We start from the raw sequence: 19,423 nt of genomic DNA on the forward strand, positions 1-19,423 counted from the left end.
GATTATGGAGAATGATAGTAAAAGAAGAGATTTTCTAAAGTACTTGGGGTTAAGCTCTTTTACACTGACAACCGTCGGGTATAGTTTGGAAGTGGCAAAAGAGCAACCAAAGCAAAAACCACACTATGGGATGATTTTTGACCAAAATAAGTGTGTAGGCTGTACCGATTGTGAGATTGCATGCCGTAAGACAAACTCTGTGCCACAAGGGCAGGCACGATTGTTTGTTCAAAATAAAACGGATCCAAATACACCATTGGAAAAGCGATATGTACGTGTGTCATGCCAACAGTGCGAAGATGCACCTTGTGTGAATGTTTGTCCTACACAAGCCTGTCATCGCGATAGCCTTACCAATATCGTCACGATGAATGCGGATGATTGTATCGCCTGTAAATATTGTATCGTCGCGTGTCCATATGATGTGCGTTTTATCAACCATGAAACAAAGTCGGCAGAAAATTGCAATTTCTGTCTTAATACCAATTTAGCCAAAGGGCACGAACCCGCTTGTGTGGAAGCGTGTAAATACAAAGCGCTTGTTTTTGGCGACTTGAATGATGAGAATTCGTACATCAATCAACTTTTACATGTAAAAGATGCGGTACGTATGAAACCAACGTATGGAACGAAGCCAAGTCTACGTTACATACCGATTGTTAAGTTAGGAGTATGATGATGAATAATGAAATTACATTTACCATTGGATTTTCTCATGGCGTTGAGTGGGGATGGCCGATTGCAGTCTATTTATTGCTTGCGGGTATTTCAGGTGGTGCTATTATCGTAGCATTATTTATTCGTTATTATAAAAAACAAAAAGAAGACACGCCTTTACTTAAAGCGGCTTCATTAGTTGCTTTTATCACAATTGTTTTTGGAATGGTGTTCTTGGTTGGGGATCTGGATAAGCCTTTATATTTTTGGAAAATTCTCATTCATTATAATTTCACATCGGTCATGTCCATTGGTGTTTTAGCACTTTCTATTTATATCCCTTTGACATTGGTTTTATGTCTTTATCTGTTTGAAAATGAAATTCTACGCTATCTTCCTCAACAAAAATTGCGTGATTATTTTGTTGCCATTATGGGTATTTTGAAAAAAATCAGACCGTTGATTGAAGTCTTGTGTGTTTTATTTGCGGTTGTTGTCTGTGCCTATACAGGATTTTTGATTTCAGTATTGGTTCGCTTTCCTATTTTAAATACAGCCATTTTACCTGCGTTGTTTGTTGCTTCGGGACTTTCAGCAGGAACCGCGAGTGCCAGTGTTGTCGCTTCGTTGTTTTTCAAAGAAGATACCCACTCTTCAGATATGAAAACATTGCATACGATTGAATGGCCTATTATGGCAACTGAAATACTGTTTATTTTTATGTTGTTCGTTTCACTTTTAGTCGGTAATGAATTCCAAAAATCAACCGTGGTGGCTTTTCAAAGTGGTGCATTTTCGTCCTTGTTTTGGATGGGCGTTATGGGAGTTGGTTTTGGTATCCCTTTGGTGTTGAATTTTCTTTTGGGAAAACAAATCGCATCATCAAAAATGGCGTTTTATCTCTCTGGTGTAGCAAGTATTGTAGGCGTTTTATGTTTAAGGATGTTTATTATCTATGCAGGACAAACATTTAGTGTGTAAGAGTGCCAAATCTTATTAAAAAGGCTTTAGTGTGAAGTTGATATCTCTTTTGGCAAAAGGTTTCTTTTCGTATCCGTTTATTATTGTGATGCTTTTTATTTTGGGCGCGGCAGCTGGGGTTGCTACGTTTGTGGAGAGCACCTATGATGTGCAAACCGCGCGAGTGCTCATATATGATGCCTTTTGGTATGAAGTGGTTATGGTTGCTCTCACTCTTTCTATGATAGGGGTGATGTATAAAAGCAAGATGTGGTATAAAAAAGGTGCTTTTATCGTGCATCTTGCTTTTGTGGTTATTTTGATTGGTGCTGGTATGACACGCTATTTTGGATACGAAGGGGTCATTCATATCAGGGAAGGTATGAGTGAAAACGAGATGATAGGGGTTAAACCTTATTTTCAAATCAAAACAGACAGCCAAGTCTTTGAATATCCGCTTTCATTGGGACAAATTGGCAATAACCATTTTAAATATCGAGAAACTCTCAAAGGTAAAAGCCTTGTCGTTGAATATCAAGGTTACCGTGCAAGTCCCAAAGGAAATGCCAGTACCGTGTATGCCAATGTAACGTACGATAATATAACTAAGCGTGTGATGATAGAAGGCGGTTCAGGGTGGATAAACGCTCCCACCGAAGTGCAGTTTGATAATCTTATGGTTGCGCTTTCATGGGGTTCTAAAGTTATTGAACTGCCTTTTTCACTGAAACTCATTGATTTTCAATTGGAACGATACGCAGGTTCTATGAGCCCCTCTTCGTATGCGAGCGATATTGAAGTACTGGATAATACTGCAGCTACTAAACTTCCGTATCGTATTTTTATGAACCATCCTTTGAATTATAAAGGGTACAAATTTTTTCAATCCTCTTATGACACCGATGAAAAAGGAACAATTTTGGAAGTGAATAAAGACCCTGGTAAATGGCCTACGTATCTTGGTTATTTTTTACTATGCGTTGGATTCTTGCTTAATTTCTTTACCAAAGGAAGTCGCTTTTTACGCTTAAAATCATTTTTGCAAAAGAATAGCATGATGCTTCTTTTGCCAGTACTTTTTTTAAGTACCTCATTGTTAAAAGCCGATAATGAAAGTTACTTAAAAACGTTTAAACTCAATTCATCCGAACATGCCAATCACGCTTTTAGTGCGCTTTTGGTGCAAGATTATATGGGGCGAGTGAAACCCATTAGCACCGAAGCTATTGATATCGTCAATAAACTCTCCGGAAAAAGCTCTTTGTATGGCTTAACTCCCGAACAAATAATTTTGGGTATGGTTACCAACCCTTCTCTTTGGGAGCAAATGAAAATCATCAAGCTTGGTAACGCTGAGATTAAAAAAGTTTTACATGTAAATGCACAAACAGAGTATGTCTCGTTTGCGGAGATATTTGATGAAGCAGGATATTATAAATTGGCAAAACAGGTCAATGCCGCAAACCAAAAAGCCCAGTCAAAACGCGATACGTTCGATAATGACATTATTAAGTTTGATGAGAAACTCAATATCGCTTATCTAACATTTAAAGGTGTCTTTTTTAAATTTATTCCCATTCCAGAAGACCCCGATAAAAAATGGGTTGATCCGAATGAAGCATTTAATAATCCGTTTGTCGTGAATGAAACGAAACGACTGGTGAATCAATACCTTGTAGGATTGCAAGAAGGCATCGCCAATAATCAATGGAGCAATGCCACCACAGCTCTTGAACAACTCAAAGAAAATCAGCGCCGTTATAGCAAAGAGATTTTGCCAAGTGAAGCTCGCATTAAGGCTGAAGTCCTTTACAATCATCTTGGCGTGTTTCAAAAGTTGATTTCAGGTTATCTTATTTTAGGTCTTATCGCGCTTTGTGTTGCGATGCTATTCATCTTTTTAAACCAAAATAATCCTTTGATACAACGCATCATCTTCTATGCGTTTGTTGTCTGTTTTAGTGCGCATACGTTTGGTTTGGCGCTTAGGTGGTATATCTCAGGGCACGCACCTTGGAGTGATTCGTATGAGTCGCTCATTTACATTGGTTGGTCAGCAGGACTTGCTGGCATTGTGGTGTTTAGAAAATCAACCTTAGCGCTTTCGGCTGCCTCTATTTTAGCGGGTATTGTGATGCTTGTGGCTCATCTGAGTTTCATCAATCCTCAAATTACCAATCTTGTGCCCGTATTAAAATCGTATTGGCTGACGATTCATGTCTCTGTGATTACCGCAAGTTATGGATTTTTAGGCTTAGGTGCTCTCTTAGGCTTCATCACGTTGTCCTTGATGCTCGTTAAAAATAGAAGTAATCGTGAACGTATCAATGTGCAAATCAGACAATTAACCGCCATCAATGAGATGAGCCTGATTATCGGTTTGGCGATGCTTACTGTGGGGAACTTTTTTGGCGGTATTTGGGCGAATGAATCGTGGGGAAGGTATTGGGGATGGGACCCAAAAGAGACATGGTCTTTTGTTTCTATCATCGTGTATGCATTGGTTTTACATGTAAGATTTATTCCAAAACTCAATACGATTTATGCCTTTAGCGTTGCCTCGCTGATAGGGTTTTCATCCATCTTAATGACCTATTTTGGCGTGAATTTTTACCTCACGGGAATGCACTCTTACGCCGCTTCGGGTGAGCATCCTAGTTTGCCGGTTTTTGTTTACTATGCGGTTGCATTCATTGTTGCCTTATGCGCTTTTGCGTATCGCGGCAGAGATGTTAAACCTATTTAAAATGATAGAAGGATAATGAATGGAATATTATAGCTACATCCTAGGATTCCATGTGATGGCGTTTATGTCATGGATGGCAGTGATGTTTTATTTGCCCAGATTGTTTGTCTACCACGTCGAACATATGGATAATGCGGGATTTGTGGAAGTGGTGAAAGTGCAAGAATATAAGCTTTATAAATACATTGGTTTGCCTTCGTTTTGGGCGACGATTATCAGTGGCGCGCTTTTATTGTCTATCAACTCCTATCTTCTCACACAGCCTTGGATGCATACCAAGCTTTATGTTTTGGTCTTTTTAACATTGTATAGCTTTAGTATGGAATATTACAGAGTGAAGCTTGAAAAGAATGAGTGTTTCCACAATGGTCAGTTTTTTAGAGCGTACAATGAGGTTCCCACGTTGCTATCGGTTTTAATTGTTGCTTTTGTGATTACCAAAGAGACAGTGTTACTCTTTTCATTATGCACGATCATCTTTTTTGGCGTGATTATCTACAAAATCGCAACACTCCAAAAACAACCTTGCAAAGCGATACAACAGAATAAAGGACAGATATGAAAAAAGAACTTTTGATGCTCATGGTGTGTGTGGGTTTAGCGCATGCGGGGTTCATTAAAGAAGGCATCGATGCACAAGAAAAAGGTGATCACAAAAAATTGGTCGAAATTTACGATAAAGCGTGCAATGATGGCAAAGCCTCTGGTTGTTATAACTTAGGTGTCTTATACGCAGAAGGCACGGGTAGAGTGGAAAAAAACTATGAAAAAGCAATTCAGCTTTATCAAAAAGCGTGCGACAACAATTTTTCATCGGCCTGTTATAACTTAGGACTTTTGTATGCCGAAGGGAAAGGGGTAACGCAAGATTATACCAAAGCGGGAGCATTGTATCAAAAAGCGTGTGACGATGATGATGGCACAGGATGCAATAATTTAGGGTTGCTATACGCTGATGGCAAAGGGTTTGTTCAAGATTATAAGAAAGCCAGTGAGCTATACCAAAAAGCCTGTAAGAGTGATGATTTAGTCGGTTGTAGCAATCTTGGTTTTTTATATGTTGAAGGCAAAGGCGTTGCAAAAGATTATAAAAAAGCCAGCGAACTGTATCAAAAAGCGTGCGATGGAAAAGATGGTACGGGATGCGACAATTTAGGCTTTTTATATGCTGAAGGTAAAGGCGTTAAACAAGACTATAAAAAAGCAAGCTCATTTTATGAAATCGCTTGTGATGTTGGATACGCAAAAGGGTGCAACAATCTTGCCATTTTATATGCGGAAGGCAAAGGCGTCAATGCGGATAATCAAAAAGCACATGACCTCTTTCAAAAAAGCTGTGATAAGGGCTTGAGCATTAGTTGTGATAACGTTAAATTGCTTGATACGATCACACAAAAATAGATTTACATGTAAAAGGAGAAACCATGATAGTACGATTGATTTTGATAGCACTGAGTATGCTCAGTATTTTAAATGCAGAGATGTTTCAAAGTGTCCCAAAAGAGAAAGCGATTTTGATTCAAAAAGGAGATGCCAAAGCGTATTGTCCTAACTGCGGGATGGATTTAGCAAAATTTTACAAGACCAATCATACGCATGCGAACCATCAGTATTGTTCGTTGCATTGTTTGTTTGAATCCACCAAAGGTGTTGTGCCAGATGATGCCAAAGTGGTTGATACCAAAACGCTTTTATTCGTTGATGCCAAAACAGCCTTTTATGTCGTAGGCAGTAACCAACCTGGAACCATGAGTATGAAAAGTAAATATGCCTTTGCAAACAAGGAAGATGCCAATGATTTTGCGGTTCAAAACGGAGGTAAGGTTGTCTCTTTTGAAGAAGCGTATGCGATGGCGGGTGAAGACTTTAAAAATGATGTTGCCATGATACAAGCTAAAAAAGAGAAGGGCATGTATAAAATGGGTCAAAAAATGTACGAAGAGGCTTGCGATAAAATCAACGTTGCCTCCTTTCAAACCATTGCCGATTTGAAAGCATCTTTAAAAGAATCCTGCCAATTAGATACCGAAGGCCAGTACCAAGCCGTTGCCATCTATCTGTGGGATAAAGGAAGAACGAACACTCCGTTAAAAATGGCTTCAAAAATAGACGTTCCAAAAGACGCTAAATGCCCTGTTTGCGGTATGTTTGTCGCTAAAAATCCTCAGTGGGCGGCCATGATTGAAATCAATGGTAAAAATTTCTATTTTGATGGCGTCAAAGATTTGATGAAGTACATTATTGTCGAGCGAAATCATTTTGACAAAGTCTATGTCACCGATTATTACAAAATCCAAAAGCTGGAAGCGCAAAAAGCTTTTTATGTGATGGGCTCTAACGTTTATGGTCCGATGGGGAATGAATTGATTCCTTTTTCGACAGAACAAGATGCCTTAACCTTCGCACGCGACCACAATGGTCAAAAAGTGGTTGCCTTTGATGAAATCGACACAGCGCTTGTGCAAAACTTATGAGACTCATCTATTCGCTCATTGCTTTTTTTGCCTTCATTTATAGTGTTTTGGCATTGCATCATGCCCACTACGACCAAGCGCAAAAGGTGCAAGAGATTCGTTCACTTTCCGCCGAAGTCAAAGTGAACGAACCATCACTTGCTTTTCGCATGGTTGAATATAAAAGGTTTGTTTATGTTCACTAAAAATTTTATTGATTACGCCATTATTTTACTGCTAAAAGACCGTGCAGACCACTTCTTTAGTTTTTTGATTTTTTCGTTTATCGTTTTTATTTTAAGTTCCGTTTTGTTTATCTCACACTCTTTGGAATTTGACATCCTGCAAAGCATCGCTTCTCAGCCTGATATTGTCGTAGAAGATACCAGAGCGGGCAAAGCGTTTTTAGTGGATGAAGACCAAATGGATGAAATCTCCAGAATCGCGGGTGTGAGCAAAGTAGAAGGTGCGATTGATGGATACTACTATTTTGCGCAACAACGTCTTTATTTTCACGTTTTAACCAATGACACACTGAAACGAAACGAAATGATGGTAGGACAAGGTGTGAAAAAGGCGATGAGCGAGCTGTATTATGAAGACCAATTTCATTTTATTACAGAAAATGGCATCATTAAGATGCATATCACACAGGTCGCCCCCAAAACGTCCACTATCATTTCAAACGATGTCATATATCTGCATCATTTAACGGCACGAAGAGTGTTAGGGCTTAAAAATAATGAATACTCCAAAATGTATGTTACTGTTCCTAACAACAATGAAGTAGGGCAAATTGCTCTTAAAATCGTTGAGCTGTATCCGAGCATGAAAGCCACGACAAAAGAAGATATACGAGCAGAGTATCAGCATATTTTTTACTATAAAGGCGGTATTTTTATGGTGATGTATGTGGTTTCTATGGTCTCTTTCTTCATTTTGCTCAAAAACCAAATTAGCCTTGTGTATGGTGAAAAGAAAAAAGAGATAGCCATTTTACGAAGCATAGGTTTTTGTATTAAAGATATTATCGCTTTGAAGTTCATTCAAAATTTTGTCGTAGCACTGAGTGCGTATTTACTCGGAATCGCGTGTGCGTATGTCTATGTGTTCTTCTTCAATGCGCCTTTATTGCGGGAGATATTTTTAGGTAGTATGTTTACCAATACCATCTCTTTGACACCTGTTGTGGATGTTAATGTGTTATTTTTGATTTTCATTTTTGGGGTCATCCCCTTTTTAGCATTTGTCATCATCCCGTCTTGGAAAATAGCCATCAGCGATATGAGTGAGGCCATTAAATAATGAAAAAAATAGTCATTCAAAACCTCAATAAGGTCTATAATCAAAACCAACCCAATGAATTCTATGCGCTTAAAAATATTAATTTAGAGATAGACGATGGTGAAATTATCATTTTAAAAGGGGTCAGTGGCAGTGGTAAGAGTACTTTGCTTTCACTCCTTGGCGCACTTAGTAAACCCAGTGATGGCGATATTATCGTTGATGGGCAGAGCATTGCTAAATTGCCCGATATTATGGCATCACACTACAGACATCAAGAGATTGGATTTATCTTTCAATCGTTTAATCTGTTAAGTGGGTTAAGTGTTTACCAAAACATCAAAGCACCTCTTGCTTTGCTGCAAGAAAACGAAGTTGTAATGGCTCAAAAAATAGAAAAAGCACTCAGTATTGCTAACATTGAGCATAAAAGAGAGCAAAAAGTGCTCAATCTAAGCGGTGGTGAAAAACAACGTTGTGCTATTGCACGAGCGATGGTTATGGAGCCCAATATCATTTTAGCGGATGAGCCTACCGCCAATTTGGATAAAGAGAATTCTTTGATATTTATTGAGATATTGCAAAAATTTAAAGCGCTTCATAAAACCGTAATTATCGCAACCCATGATGTGTTATTTGATAATCTTGCTTGTGTCGATAGGTATGTACACATTCAAGATGGGGCGATACAGTAATGTCTATCTTTTTATCGAATGAAATTTTAGTTTTTCTTTTTATTGAGTTGATTTTAGCCGTTTTAATGGCAATCAGCCAAGTGCATATTGTCAAGATTTTACGCTATTGGGATTTTAATGCAACCACTGCATTGCAATATACCCTAGAGAAAAAAAATTATCTCATTAATACCATTTTGTATTTTGCCGTTGTGTGTAAAGTAATTTTATTTATCTTCTTTGTACAATCACTCAATGCGCTCTCAGGCATTGTCCCAGGAGCGATGTGTTCAGCGGGTGTGGTTGGGTCTAATCATTATGGCAATCCTCTATTATTGCTTAAAATACTGATTATTTTCGGCTTTGGTATTTGGCTGATTATTAATAAACTCGATTTAAAGTCAATCACGTTTCCCTATTTAAAATACAAATACTATCTTTTCACGCTTTTATTTGCGAGTGTTCTTTTAGAGGGCGTCATAGAGGTCTTGTATTTTTCCAATATTCCTCTAACCGTTCCCGTCTTTTGTTGTTCCACAGTGTTTCAAGCGCCAAGCCTTCCTTTTGGCTATACGCAAACGATGTTATTAGTCCTTTTTTACGCACTTTTTGGCGTCATTTTGATGCTAAATTATCTCAAACATGCTTCCATTAGTTTTACATGTAATGTGTTATTTTTGTTTGTCGCTTACTATGCCATTACCTATTTTTTTGGGACATACATTTACGAACTGCCTAATCACAAATGTCCTTATTGCATGCTCCAACGAGAGTATTTTTATATAGGGTACATCATTTGGGGTTCTTTGTTTTTAGGAATCTTTTTTGGCATTAGTCCTTTTCTTATTGAAGTCATCACCCATAAAAAATATGACAACATGTTCAAATATTCCTCATTCTTTCTTAGTGTAACGGTTGTCATTTGTAGCCTTTATGTATTGAAATACTATTGGCAAAATGGAGTCTTTTTATGATGAAGTCTGTTTTCGCATTTGCCCTTTTAGGCTCAATTTTGGTTATTTTGCTCTTGAGCATTGATGTTAAAGAGGACTTAATTGTCCTTAGTCATTACAATCCTGAAAAGAAACCTTTGGAAATAGACCTTGAAAAGTACGCGTGCAGTGAGTGTGGCACGCCTATTCGCTCTTTATTTAATTCCGCGCAAGCGATTATGGAAGACGGCACGACCTATTTTTTCGATGACCTTGGATGTTTATGTTTATGGTTGAACCGCCAAAAAGAGAAAGATTCCATCACTGTTTGGGTCTATACGGAAGATACAGAGCGTTATATTTTGGCTAAAAATGCGTGGTACTCTAGAACTACTGCATCACCGATTGGGTATGGTTTTGGGGCGTATGAGATTCGACTTTACGGTAAGGCGGATTATTATTTTGATGAGATTAGGCTTTTTGCCATTCGCGGTGAAACGATGCTCCATCCTATGATAAACGCACTATTGCTCGAGAATAAAATTTAAACGCATTAACGCAGAAAATCCCGAAGGATTATTCTGCTGTGGTATTCTCGTCTGCTTCCACTTTCACGAGTTTTGGATCAATCGCTTTTGCTTCACCTAAGGCATTATAGTCAAAGGCTTTTATGACAATACCTTCTTTAAACTCAATGGTTCGAATAAGCTTGCCTGATTTAGTGTAGAGCTTTGTCATGCCGTCTGCTCTATTGTGTTTAAAAAAGCTCTCGCCTTGTAAGGTTCCTGTTGTATAGTAAAATTTTGCAAGACCTTCGGCATTGTCGTTTACAAAAGGAGTTTCACTGAGTAGAGTGCCTGATTCATAGTACTCTTTTTTCATGCCTTCAATTTTGTCATTATGAAAAGGTGTCTCTCCTTTGAGCCTTCCTGAATCGTAATACGTTTTGCCAATACCTTCTCTGATACCATTTTTAAAAGGGGTTTCGCCTTTTAATTTTCCTGAATCATAATAAAACTGTCCGATACCATTTGCGAGTGCTTGTGTTTTGACTTCAACAAGAGCGCCATCATACCTTTCATTTAAATCACCGTATTGATAATATTTGTCTGCTGCAAAAAGAGTGATACTCATCAGCCCAATTAGCCACCATTTCATGCTTTTCTCCCTGTTTTTTTGAGATGAAATCATAGCATGTCATTGTTAATAAAAGATTTTTGAGTCTGTTGTCTTTTGGCATGAGAAACGGCCATTTACTTATCCTTTCTTGTTGTAAAGTTAAAAACTATTAACTAATTTTTGTTTTTATACAAGCTACATGTAATGGTTTTGTAACATGCCTTTGGAATAATACTTATAATCCTCACTTTATCTTGAATAACAAAAAGTAAAGTGCTATTATGAAGGTATTAAGTATTCACCAACTTTAATCAAGCTTATCTTGAAGGAGGAGATTATGAATCTCGCAAAAGTTCTGTCTTTAATGGTCATCGGCCTTCCAGTTGTTGCTTTCTCTTTAACATTAGAGGAAGGGGCTAAATCTATTCTTTCTTCAAATCCAACATTTAAAGAAAGTGTAGAAACTTATAATGGAGTATTAAAAGAGTACGACATTGCGGAAAATGGTTATCTCCCAACACTTGATTTGGTCAGCTCTTACGGGTACCAAAATGTTAAGAGTCCATCAACCAACCAAGACAGAGTCGATGGTTCAATGAATGAAACATCTTTGGTTTTAACCGAAAATATCTTCAACGGCTTTTTAACTGAAAACACCATCAAACAGCAAAAGAACAGACTTGATGCCGCTGCATTTGGTGTGGCTGAACGGGCAGATAGAACCATTTTAAAATATGTTAATGCTTACATAATGCTTCTAAAACAAAAAGAGCTTCTTGTGTTGTCACAAGAAAATGTCAAAACACATGAGGCTATTTTTAAACAAATTAAAGAGCGTTCAGACTCGGGTTTTGGACGACTTTCTGAGACACAACAAGCAGGCAGCAGATATACCCTTGCACAATCCAATCTCATTGCGCAAGAAAACGACTATAAAGATGCGGTAACAACGTTTGAAAAACTATACGGCCAAAAATTGGATGCCGATGATTTAGTCAAACCTGTTTTTGCATCAACCATCCCCACCAACTTTGACAAAATTAAGGAAAAAAGTCTTGTATGTAATCCTTCTGTCAGAGTCCAACAATCCAATGTTCTCTTAGCCGATGCTCTCTTTGAAGGAAGCAAAGCAGCATTTTATCCTAAAATTGATGCTGAACTTGCAGGTACAAGAGGCGACGACCTTGATGGCGTTAATGGTAGAACGGAAAAATATTCAGCGCTCTTGAAACTTCGTTACAACCTATATAATAAGGGTTCTGACCTTTTAACTAAAGAAAAATACAGTGTTTTAAAACTGAAAGAAAATGAAACGCTTGGAAACATTGAGCGCGAATTGACTGAAAGTGTTAAATTTTCATGGGAAAGCTATGAATCAACACAAAAACGTATTGAACTTCTAAAAGAACATACCGATTACAGTAAAAAAACCTTGGATGCGTACCAACAAGAGTTTTCAATTGGAAAACGTGATTTGATTAACTTGCTGGATGCCGAGGGTGAGTACTACTCAGCCAGACAAGCTCTAGCAACAGCTGAAGCGACACTTTTATATGCTAAATATCGTTTATTAGATAATATGGGTGTCTTGACAGATTATTTTGAGCCTGATTTCGCGCAAACGTATCATGTTCAAACATGCTCAAGCAAAAGTGTTGAATTTTAGTTAGTCATTTTATATAACGAGGAATAGAGCTAAAAAGAATGCGCAAAAAAATAGTTATTGTCATAACATTAATCGCTTTAGCTCTTTATGCGGGACAAGAATTTTTCACGCAAGAAGTTCTTGTTAAAGTTGAAAAGAGATACGGTGGCGCAGCGAAGCGAAGGGTTGAATCTCTTAACACGCTCATGGTTTCGCTTCATGCTGCCACCGAATCTGAAAAACTCGACAAAGTGAATGCCTTTTTTAATCAAATGCGCTTTGCCTCCGATGAGGAGATTTGGCATCAAAAGGATTATTGGGCGACACGCATGGAGTTTATCGGCAAAGGGGCAGGTGACTGCGAAGATTTTGTTATTGCCAAGTATTTTACGCTAAAACAGCTAGGAGTTCCTACTAGCAAGCTCTTTTTTACGTATGTTAAAGCGCTGAAGTATCAACAAGCGCATATGGTTTTAACGTATTTTGAGACACCGACATCGGTTCCGCTGGTTCTTGATAATATTAATTTTAAAATCTTACCAGCAACTCAAAGAAACGATTTGGCGCCTGTTTATAGTTTTAACGGTGATGCTCTTTATTTGGCAAAACAACAAGGCTTAGGGCAAGTTGTACCTTCGGGTATGGCAAAAAACAAAAAATGGTTTGAGTTGGTAGATAAGATTAGGAGAGAAGGATTATGACGCTTTTTAAACAGATTATTATTGTTTTGTCTATATTTCAAACACTGATTTTTGCAGGTGTCATGTGGTTTAATTTTCAAAGTTCAAATGAATACGTCAGAGAACAAGCCTATACCGATGCTTTGCATACAGCAAATTCATTGGGCTTATCGATTAGTTCAATTGCATCACCTGAAGATACTTCTATGGCTGAAACAATGATAAACTCCGTTTTTGACAGCGGATATTATGAAAAAATTACACTTGAAGATATGAATAAAAAGATTTTAGTAGAAAAAACGCAAGATGTTGTTGTTGCGGATGTTCCTGCGTGGTTTGTGAAACACATCAAAGTGGTTCCTCCTGTGGCTACGTCTCAGATCATGCTTGGATGGACGCCTTTTGGTATTTTATCCGTTCAACTCAATAGCGGTCATGCGTATCGTCAATTGTGGACTATTTTTAAAGATGTCGTGGTCATTTTTACGGGTGTTTCAATTATCGGTTTCTTTGCACTACAACTCATTTTGTCACTTATCTTGCAACCACTAAAACGCGTTAAAGAACAAGCTGAAGCTATTTTGGAGAGTGATTTTATCTTTCAAAACGATATCCCGTTCACCAAAGAGCTTAAAAATGTAGTGTTTGCGATGAACAGCATGGTCAAAAAAGTCAAAGAAATTTTTGAAAAAGAGGCCGATGCTGTCAAAAAATACCATGAACTCCTTTATCAAGATACCGTGACTAAAATGTTTAACCGTCGGTATTTTAATATTAAACTCCAAGAATACCTCTCAAGCGAAGCTAAAAATGCACAGGGTGCGTTGATTTTAATTTCACTCAATGATTATGAACGCCTCAAACATACTTTAGGGTACCAAAAGAGTGAGCAGTTTATTAAAGAGATGGCAACGTGTATTAAAACTGCGATACAGAGTCAAAAAGAGTATGTGTGCGCTAAATTGAATGAAACAGATTTTGCTGTGTTGGCTCCATCATCATCGCAAGAAGCGTTTGAACTGCTTTGCCAAGAAATCAATGAGATGATTAAAAATTTAACCCAGACGTTTGAACTGAATGCCAAAGAGCATTTTATTAACATCGGTTACGCTAAATATTTTGCACAATCCGATTCAAAAGAGCTTTTCTCTAAAGCCGATTTTGCCTTAACTTCCTCAAAAGCAAAAGGGGCATTTAGCATTAATGCTTTTGTTGAACAAGCAGGCGATCAACAACTTGTTTTGGGTAAAGAAGCTTGGACACAAGAGCTTAAAAGTGCGATGGATCAAAAACGATTTAAATTAGCCTATCAAAACGTTGTGAATATTCAAACCCCAACAGATGTCTTTCACAGCGAACTTTTTTTGCGATTGCAAGATTATAACAACCACCTACACAATGCAGGTTATTTTATGCCAATGATTATGGAACTGAAACTAGGCGCACAGTTAGACCATTATGTCATTCAGCGCGCACGCGAAGTTTTAGCACAAAAACTTTTTACATGTAAAGCAGTCTGTATCAACCTAGGTAAGGACATTTTTATGCAAAGTAACGATTGGGCATGGCTAGAAGACAGTGTCGAAGGATTTAAAAAAACGGGCATTGAACAACTCTTTTTTGAAATGCCAAGCTCTGTGGATATGCCTATTGAAATTTTAGTGAAATTTTCAAAGTATGTGCGCAGTTTTGGCTATGGATTTGGCATTGATAATTTTGCGATTAATAGTGAGAGTTTAGAGACGATTCAGCAGATTAATCCAGCGTATATCAAAATGCAAGCGTCATATATGATTGACCTTTTGGGTGAAAATGGTATTGATTCAGCCAATCGCTCCCTTGGCATTATCACCGATAGTATGGATATTAAAGTGATTGCAACCAATGTTGAGAGTGCTGAGCAAAAAGAGAAATTGGCACAAATGGGCGTTAAATATATTCAAGGCAGTTTCATCGCTGAACCTAAGTTGATAGGATAACTATGCAGACAGAAACGCTTCATTATTACACCGAAGACCCTTTATTGTCATGTTTGGTACTTTTTACTAAACTGTATAACGTCCCTTACAGCGCAGAAGCTCTTGTAGCAGGATTGCCGATTGAAAAAGGACTGGGTTCGGTTGAACTCTTCTCCATCAAAGGTGGGTCCAAATCACTTTTTTCACGTGCCGCAAAACGAGCAGGCTTTATCAGCAAACTTGCACATAAACCTTTGCATGATCTCTCTCCTTTAGTTTTGCCTTGTATTATTATGCTCAAAGATCACTCCGCGTGTATTTTAGAGAGTTTTGTGGATGAGGGAAAACATCAGGTCAAAGTGATTCATCCTGACGTTCCTGAGGGCGAGCATATCATGACGCTCGAAGAGCTTGAAAAAGAGTACATCGGATACTGCTTTTTACTCAAAAAAGAGTTTGTGGCAGATACCAATCGAAACCAAATCCTTGAAAACAATGGCGCAAGTTGGTTTTGGGGAACACTTAAACGTTCCAAATCGATTTACCTTGATGTCATTTTAGCCTCTTTGGTGGTCAATGTTTTTGTCTTGGCAAGTCCTCTTTTTACCATGAATGTTTATGATAGAGTCATTCCTAATAATGCCGTTGAAACGTTATGGGTTTTAGCATTAGGACTCTTTGTTGTGTATGTCTTAGATATTGTGTTGAAGTTTTTACGCTCCTATTTTCTTGAAATTGCGGGTAAAAAGAGTGATGTCATTATGTCATCAATCATTTTTGAAAAAGTGATGGATCTTAAAATGGCAGTGCGTCCTAAATCCGTAGGCTCATTTGCGAGCAATTTGCGTGATTTTGATTCTATTCGCAATTTCTTAACTTCTTCAACCTTAGCCGCACTGATTGATTTGCCGTTTGCGTTTATTTTCTTAATTACCATACATTTCATTGCAGGGAATTTGGTTTTCGTTCCTTTAATCTTGATGATTGCTATTTTGATCTATACATTGAGTATTAAAAAATCGTTGCAAGAAAGTATTGAAAGTACGTATCAGGCGTCTGCGGTGAAAAATGGTATTTTGATTGAAAGCCTCAATGCGATGGAGACGATCAAAACGCTCTCCGCAGGTGGGCATGCGCAGTGGAAATGGGAAGAAGCAAGTGGAGAAATTGCGCAACGAAGCTTAAAATCAAAAATTTTATCCAACTCTATTACGACCATTACCTCTTTTCTCGTTCAACTCAATACCATTGTTGTCGTTGTTTTGGGTGTCTATATGATCAAAGAGATGGAACTGACGATGGGTGGACTCATCGCCGCGGTCATTCTCTCTTCGCGTGCGATTGCGCCAATGGGGCAAGTGGCTGCACTGATTGCGAGTTTCGAGCAGACACGTACCGCGTACAAGGCCATTGATGATATTATGAAACTTCCCAGTGAGCGTCCAGATGGTAAAAAATTTGTTAGACGCGAGCACTTTTTGGGAAAAATAGAATTTAAAAATGTCACATTTTCCTATCCTGATAGCAATAAAAAAGCGTTGGATAATGTCTCTTTTGTGATTAAAGCAGGTGAACATGTGGGCATTTTAGGACGGAACGGTTCGGGCAAAACCACTCTTGAAAAACTGATCTTAGGGCTTTATGCTCCCGATGATGGTTCTGTGCTCATTGATGGTATTGATATCAACCAAATTGATCCTGTAGATATACGTAAAAATGTTGGATATGTGCCTCAAGATGTTGTACTTTTTCAAGGCAGTGTGCGTGATAATATCGTCTATAAAGCACCGTATGTCGATGATGAAACGATTTTGAAAGCGGCCAAAATGGGCGGCGTGGATGAATTTGTTAATGGCCATCCTTTAGGCTATGATATGCCCGTTTTGGAACGAGGCGATGGCGTTTCAGGTGGACAAAGGCAAAGTATCGCTATTTCGAGAGCCTTTTTAGTCGATGCGCCTATTATGCTTTTAGATGAACCAACCAATTCTTTGGACAATACCTCGGAAAATCATATTAAAAAGCTTTTAGAAGCAAGTATTCAAGGGCGTACAACGCTTTTAGTGACGCATAAAATGACACTCTTAGATATGGTTGAGCGCTTAATCGTGATCGATAATGGGCGAGTGCTTTTAGATGGCAAAAAAGCAGACGTTATTGCGAAATTACAAGGTGTGTGATCCCTATGAAACACAATTATAATGAAAATGATTTAGCATTTATGTCCAGCCTCAGCGAGGCCGTTTTACAAAAAGTTCCGAACTCCTCACGTAGAATGCTTTGGGTCATTGTGATAGCTATTTTTTGGTTAATCGCGTGGGCAAGTATTGCTGAAATTGATGAGCTGACGCGCGGAGAGGGCAAAGTCATTCCTTCACAACAACTTCAAGTCATTCAAAACTTAGAAGGCGGCATTGTTTCTGAAATTATGGTCAAAGAGGGGGATCATGTTAAAAAAGGACAAGTGCTCCTTAAAATTGACGACAAAGGATTTGCGAGCTCGTATGGAGAAAGCAGGCTTCGCTATATTGAGCTTAAAGCAAAATCACTCAGACTCACAGCAGAAGCAAGTGGGCAACCCTTTGATGGCATTGAAACTACTAATGAAGATATGAAACGTCAGATAGCGTATGAAAAAAGCTTATATGATTCGAACCAAGAGCAGCTTCAAAAGACATTGCAGGTGTTGCAAGAACAGCAAAATCAAAAAAGCAATGAACTCAAAGAATTAACCTCAAAAGTTGCGCAACTGCAAAACAGTTATGACCTTGTGAGAAAAGAGCTAGGTATTATGGCACCTTTGACACAGAAAGGGTTGGTTTCTGAGATGGAACTACTCCAACTTAAGCGCCAAAGTAGCTCTATTCAAGGTGATTTAGATGCTGCTAAACTCTCTATCCCTCGCGTGCAATCTGCCATTCAGGAGGCTAAAAATAAATTAGCAGGCGCGGAGCTTGATTTTCAAAATAAAGCGAAAAAAGACCTCAATGAAGCCGTAGCGGAGATGTCGCGACTTCAAGAAGTACAAACGAGCCTTGAAGATAGAGTGCAAAGAACATTGGTTCGAGCCCCTGTGGATGGTACGATTAAACAGCTTCTTGTCAATACGGTCTCAGGGGTTGTCAAACCGGGTATGGATATCCTAGAGATTGTTCCAACAGAAGATACGTTGCTTATCGAAGCGAAAATAAAACCCTCCGATGTTGCCTTTTTACGGTTAGGGTTGGATGCAATGGTGAAATTCACAGCGTATGATTTTTCCATTTATGGCGGCTTAAAAGGCAAGCTTGTTTTCATTAGTGCCGATACCATTACCAATGAAAAAGGGGAGAGTTACTATTTGGTGCATATTAAAACCGATAAAAACCATTTAGGAACCGCTGAAAAACCTTTAGAGCTTATGGTGGGAATGACAACAACAGTAGATATCTTAACGGGCAAAAAAACAGTTCTTGATTATTTGTTGAAGCCCATTTTAAAAGCAAAACAAAATGCATTAAGGGAGCGCTAAAATGATTATTTTATACTCTTCCAATCCTGAGATTACTCAAGCGTGGCAAAAGATTTTACCCTCTGAAAAGACATGTGTATGTCATTATGAAAAAGCATTGCTCTCCTTGCTGGATTCTTTACATGTAAATGTGATTTTATTGGTTGAAGATAAGCAATACAATGAAGAAGGCATTGAAGGTTTTTTAGAACTGATACGTGATAAATACCCACTCCTAAGAACAGTGGTCCTTAGTTCCAAACCAACGTATGCGCAAGGTTCTGCATTGTTAAAATATGGCATTAAGGCATATGGCAATGTGCATATGTCACCCGTCTATCTCAAAGAGGCGATTAGTGTTGTGCAAAATGGTAACGTTTGGTTGTATCCTGATTTTATACAGACAATGATTTTAACGCTTTCTTCTCAAAAAAAAGCGTTACATACGAATCATGAACTTTTGAATAAACTCTCATTAAAAGAGAAAGAAGTAGCGCTTTTAATCAAAGAAGGATTGAGCAATAAAGAAATAGCGTTAAGAGAAGGAACGACTGAACGCACGGTAAAAGCGCATCTTAGCTCTATTTATGAGAAGATGGGTATTAAAGACCGTCTTGCTCTAGCCTTGCTTATTTAAGGATAGCGTTTGATCCTTACAATACATCACTAACGTGGGTTAAATATATTCAATCAATACACTTGTGTTTGTGTCTCTCTTTAAATCCATCTTCATTTTTGCATGATAGAGAAGTGTTACCTATTGTACCAAAGTACAATAGTAATTCTTTTGCATCTTTGTTAATATCCCTTATCTAAACTTTATCA

Annotated in this window: 18 protein-coding genes; 17 read left to right on the top strand and 1 reads right to left on the bottom strand. The window is 38.2% G+C overall.

Going from position 1 to position 19,423, the window contains the following annotated elements; genetic code table 11:
• Positions 1-4: 4 nt before the first annotated feature.
• From AC5SLP_RS03930 to AC5SLP_RS03980, 11 genes are read left to right on the top strand one after another with little or no spacing between them, the layout of a single operon-like run.
• A complete protein-coding gene (locus AC5SLP_RS03930; protein WP_495253822.1) occupies positions 5-676 on the top strand; it encodes a 4Fe-4S dicluster domain-containing protein in 672 nt (223 codons plus the stop codon).
• Positions 677-678: 2 nt separating this feature from the next.
• A complete protein-coding gene (nrfD, locus tag AC5SLP_RS03935) occupies positions 679-1,638 on the top strand; it encodes an NrfD/PsrC family molybdoenzyme membrane anchor subunit (protein WP_495253876.1) in 960 nt (319 codons plus the stop codon).
• A gap of 31 nt (positions 1,639-1,669) precedes the next feature.
• Positions 1,670-4,363 carry a cytochrome c biogenesis protein gene (locus AC5SLP_RS03940; RefSeq protein WP_495253823.1) on the top strand — a complete coding sequence of 898 codons (2,694 nt, stop codon included), beginning with the start codon at positions 1,670-1,672 and terminating at the stop codon, positions 4,361-4,363.
• Between the two features lie 19 nt (positions 4,364-4,382).
• Positions 4,383-4,925, top strand: coding sequence for a CopD family protein (locus AC5SLP_RS03945; RefSeq protein ID WP_495253824.1), 543 nt, complete (start codon positions 4,383-4,385; stop codon positions 4,923-4,925).
• Positions 4,922-5,764: a tetratricopeptide repeat protein gene (locus AC5SLP_RS03950; protein ID WP_495253825.1), complete on the top strand. Its 843-nt coding sequence runs from the start codon at positions 4,922-4,924 to the stop codon at positions 5,762-5,764. The genes AC5SLP_RS03945 and AC5SLP_RS03950 overlap by 4 nt, the downstream gene beginning before the upstream one ends.
• A 23-nt stretch (positions 5,765-5,787) precedes the next feature.
• Positions 5,788-6,837, top strand: a complete 1,050-nt coding sequence (locus tag AC5SLP_RS03955; RefSeq protein ID WP_495253826.1) for a nitrous oxide reductase accessory protein NosL — start codon at positions 5,788-5,790, stop codon at positions 6,835-6,837.
• Positions 6,834-7,022, top strand: coding sequence for a hypothetical protein (locus AC5SLP_RS03960; protein ID WP_495253827.1), 189 nt, complete (start codon positions 6,834-6,836; stop codon positions 7,020-7,022). Before AC5SLP_RS03955 ends, AC5SLP_RS03960 begins: the two co-directional genes overlap by 4 nt.
• Positions 7,012-8,121 (top strand): ABC transporter permease, encoded by a 1,110-nt coding sequence (locus AC5SLP_RS03965; protein ID WP_495253828.1) that lies wholly within the window; start codon positions 7,012-7,014, stop codon positions 8,119-8,121. The genes AC5SLP_RS03960 and AC5SLP_RS03965 overlap by 11 nt, the downstream gene beginning before the upstream one ends.
• Positions 8,121-8,795 carry an ABC transporter ATP-binding protein gene (locus AC5SLP_RS03970; protein WP_495253829.1) on the top strand — a complete coding sequence of 225 codons (675 nt, stop codon included), beginning with the start codon at positions 8,121-8,123 and terminating at the stop codon, positions 8,793-8,795. The genes AC5SLP_RS03965 and AC5SLP_RS03970 overlap by 1 nt, the downstream gene beginning before the upstream one ends.
• The gene (locus AC5SLP_RS03975) at positions 8,795-9,748 is read left to right on the top strand and encodes a hypothetical protein (RefSeq protein ID WP_495253830.1); all 954 of its coding nucleotides are present in this window, start codon (positions 8,795-8,797) and stop codon (positions 9,746-9,748) included. Before AC5SLP_RS03970 ends, AC5SLP_RS03975 begins: the two co-directional genes overlap by 1 nt.
• Positions 9,745-10,254, top strand: a complete 510-nt coding sequence (locus tag AC5SLP_RS03980) for a hypothetical protein (RefSeq protein WP_495253831.1) — start codon at positions 9,745-9,747, stop codon at positions 10,252-10,254. The genes AC5SLP_RS03975 and AC5SLP_RS03980 overlap by 4 nt, the downstream gene beginning before the upstream one ends.
• Positions 10,255-10,282: 28 nt before the next feature.
• Here AC5SLP_RS03980 and AC5SLP_RS03985 read toward each other — a convergent pair whose 3' ends face one another.
• A complete protein-coding gene (locus AC5SLP_RS03985) occupies positions 10,283-10,864 on the bottom strand; it encodes a toxin-antitoxin system YwqK family antitoxin (RefSeq protein WP_495253832.1) in 582 nt (193 codons plus the stop codon).
• Between the two features lie 298 nt (positions 10,865-11,162).
• Between AC5SLP_RS03985 and AC5SLP_RS03990 the strand changes: the two genes are divergently transcribed.
• From AC5SLP_RS03990 to AC5SLP_RS04015, 6 genes are read left to right on the top strand one after another with little or no spacing between them, the layout of a single operon-like run.
• Positions 11,163-12,491: a TolC family outer membrane protein gene (locus tag AC5SLP_RS03990; protein ID WP_495253833.1), complete on the top strand. Its 1,329-nt coding sequence runs from the start codon at positions 11,163-11,165 to the stop codon at positions 12,489-12,491.
• A gap of 38 nt (positions 12,492-12,529) precedes the next feature.
• Positions 12,530-13,171 (top strand): transglutaminase-like cysteine peptidase, encoded by a 642-nt coding sequence (locus AC5SLP_RS03995; protein ID WP_495253834.1) that lies wholly within the window; start codon positions 12,530-12,532, stop codon positions 13,169-13,171.
• On the top strand, positions 13,168-15,129 hold the full coding sequence (locus AC5SLP_RS04000; protein ID WP_495253835.1) for a bifunctional diguanylate cyclase/phosphodiesterase: 1,962 nt from the start codon (positions 13,168-13,170) through the stop codon (positions 15,127-15,129). The genes AC5SLP_RS03995 and AC5SLP_RS04000 overlap by 4 nt, the downstream gene beginning before the upstream one ends.
• Positions 15,130-15,131: 2 nt before the next feature.
• Positions 15,132-17,288, top strand: a complete 2,157-nt coding sequence (locus AC5SLP_RS04005) for a type I secretion system permease/ATPase (RefSeq protein WP_495253836.1) — start codon at positions 15,132-15,134, stop codon at positions 17,286-17,288.
• 5 nt (positions 17,289-17,293) lie between these two features.
• On the top strand, positions 17,294-18,619 hold the full coding sequence (locus tag AC5SLP_RS04010) for an HlyD family type I secretion periplasmic adaptor subunit (protein WP_495253837.1): 1,326 nt from the start codon (positions 17,294-17,296) through the stop codon (positions 18,617-18,619).
• Position 18,620: 1 nt separating this feature from the next.
• Positions 18,621-19,235 carry a response regulator transcription factor gene (locus AC5SLP_RS04015; protein WP_495253838.1) on the top strand — a complete coding sequence of 205 codons (615 nt, stop codon included), beginning with the start codon at positions 18,621-18,623 and terminating at the stop codon, positions 19,233-19,235.
• The last annotated feature ends 188 nt before the right edge of the window (positions 19,236-19,423 follow it).

It is taken from the genome of Sulfurospirillum sp. E15m, assembly GCF_059415145.1.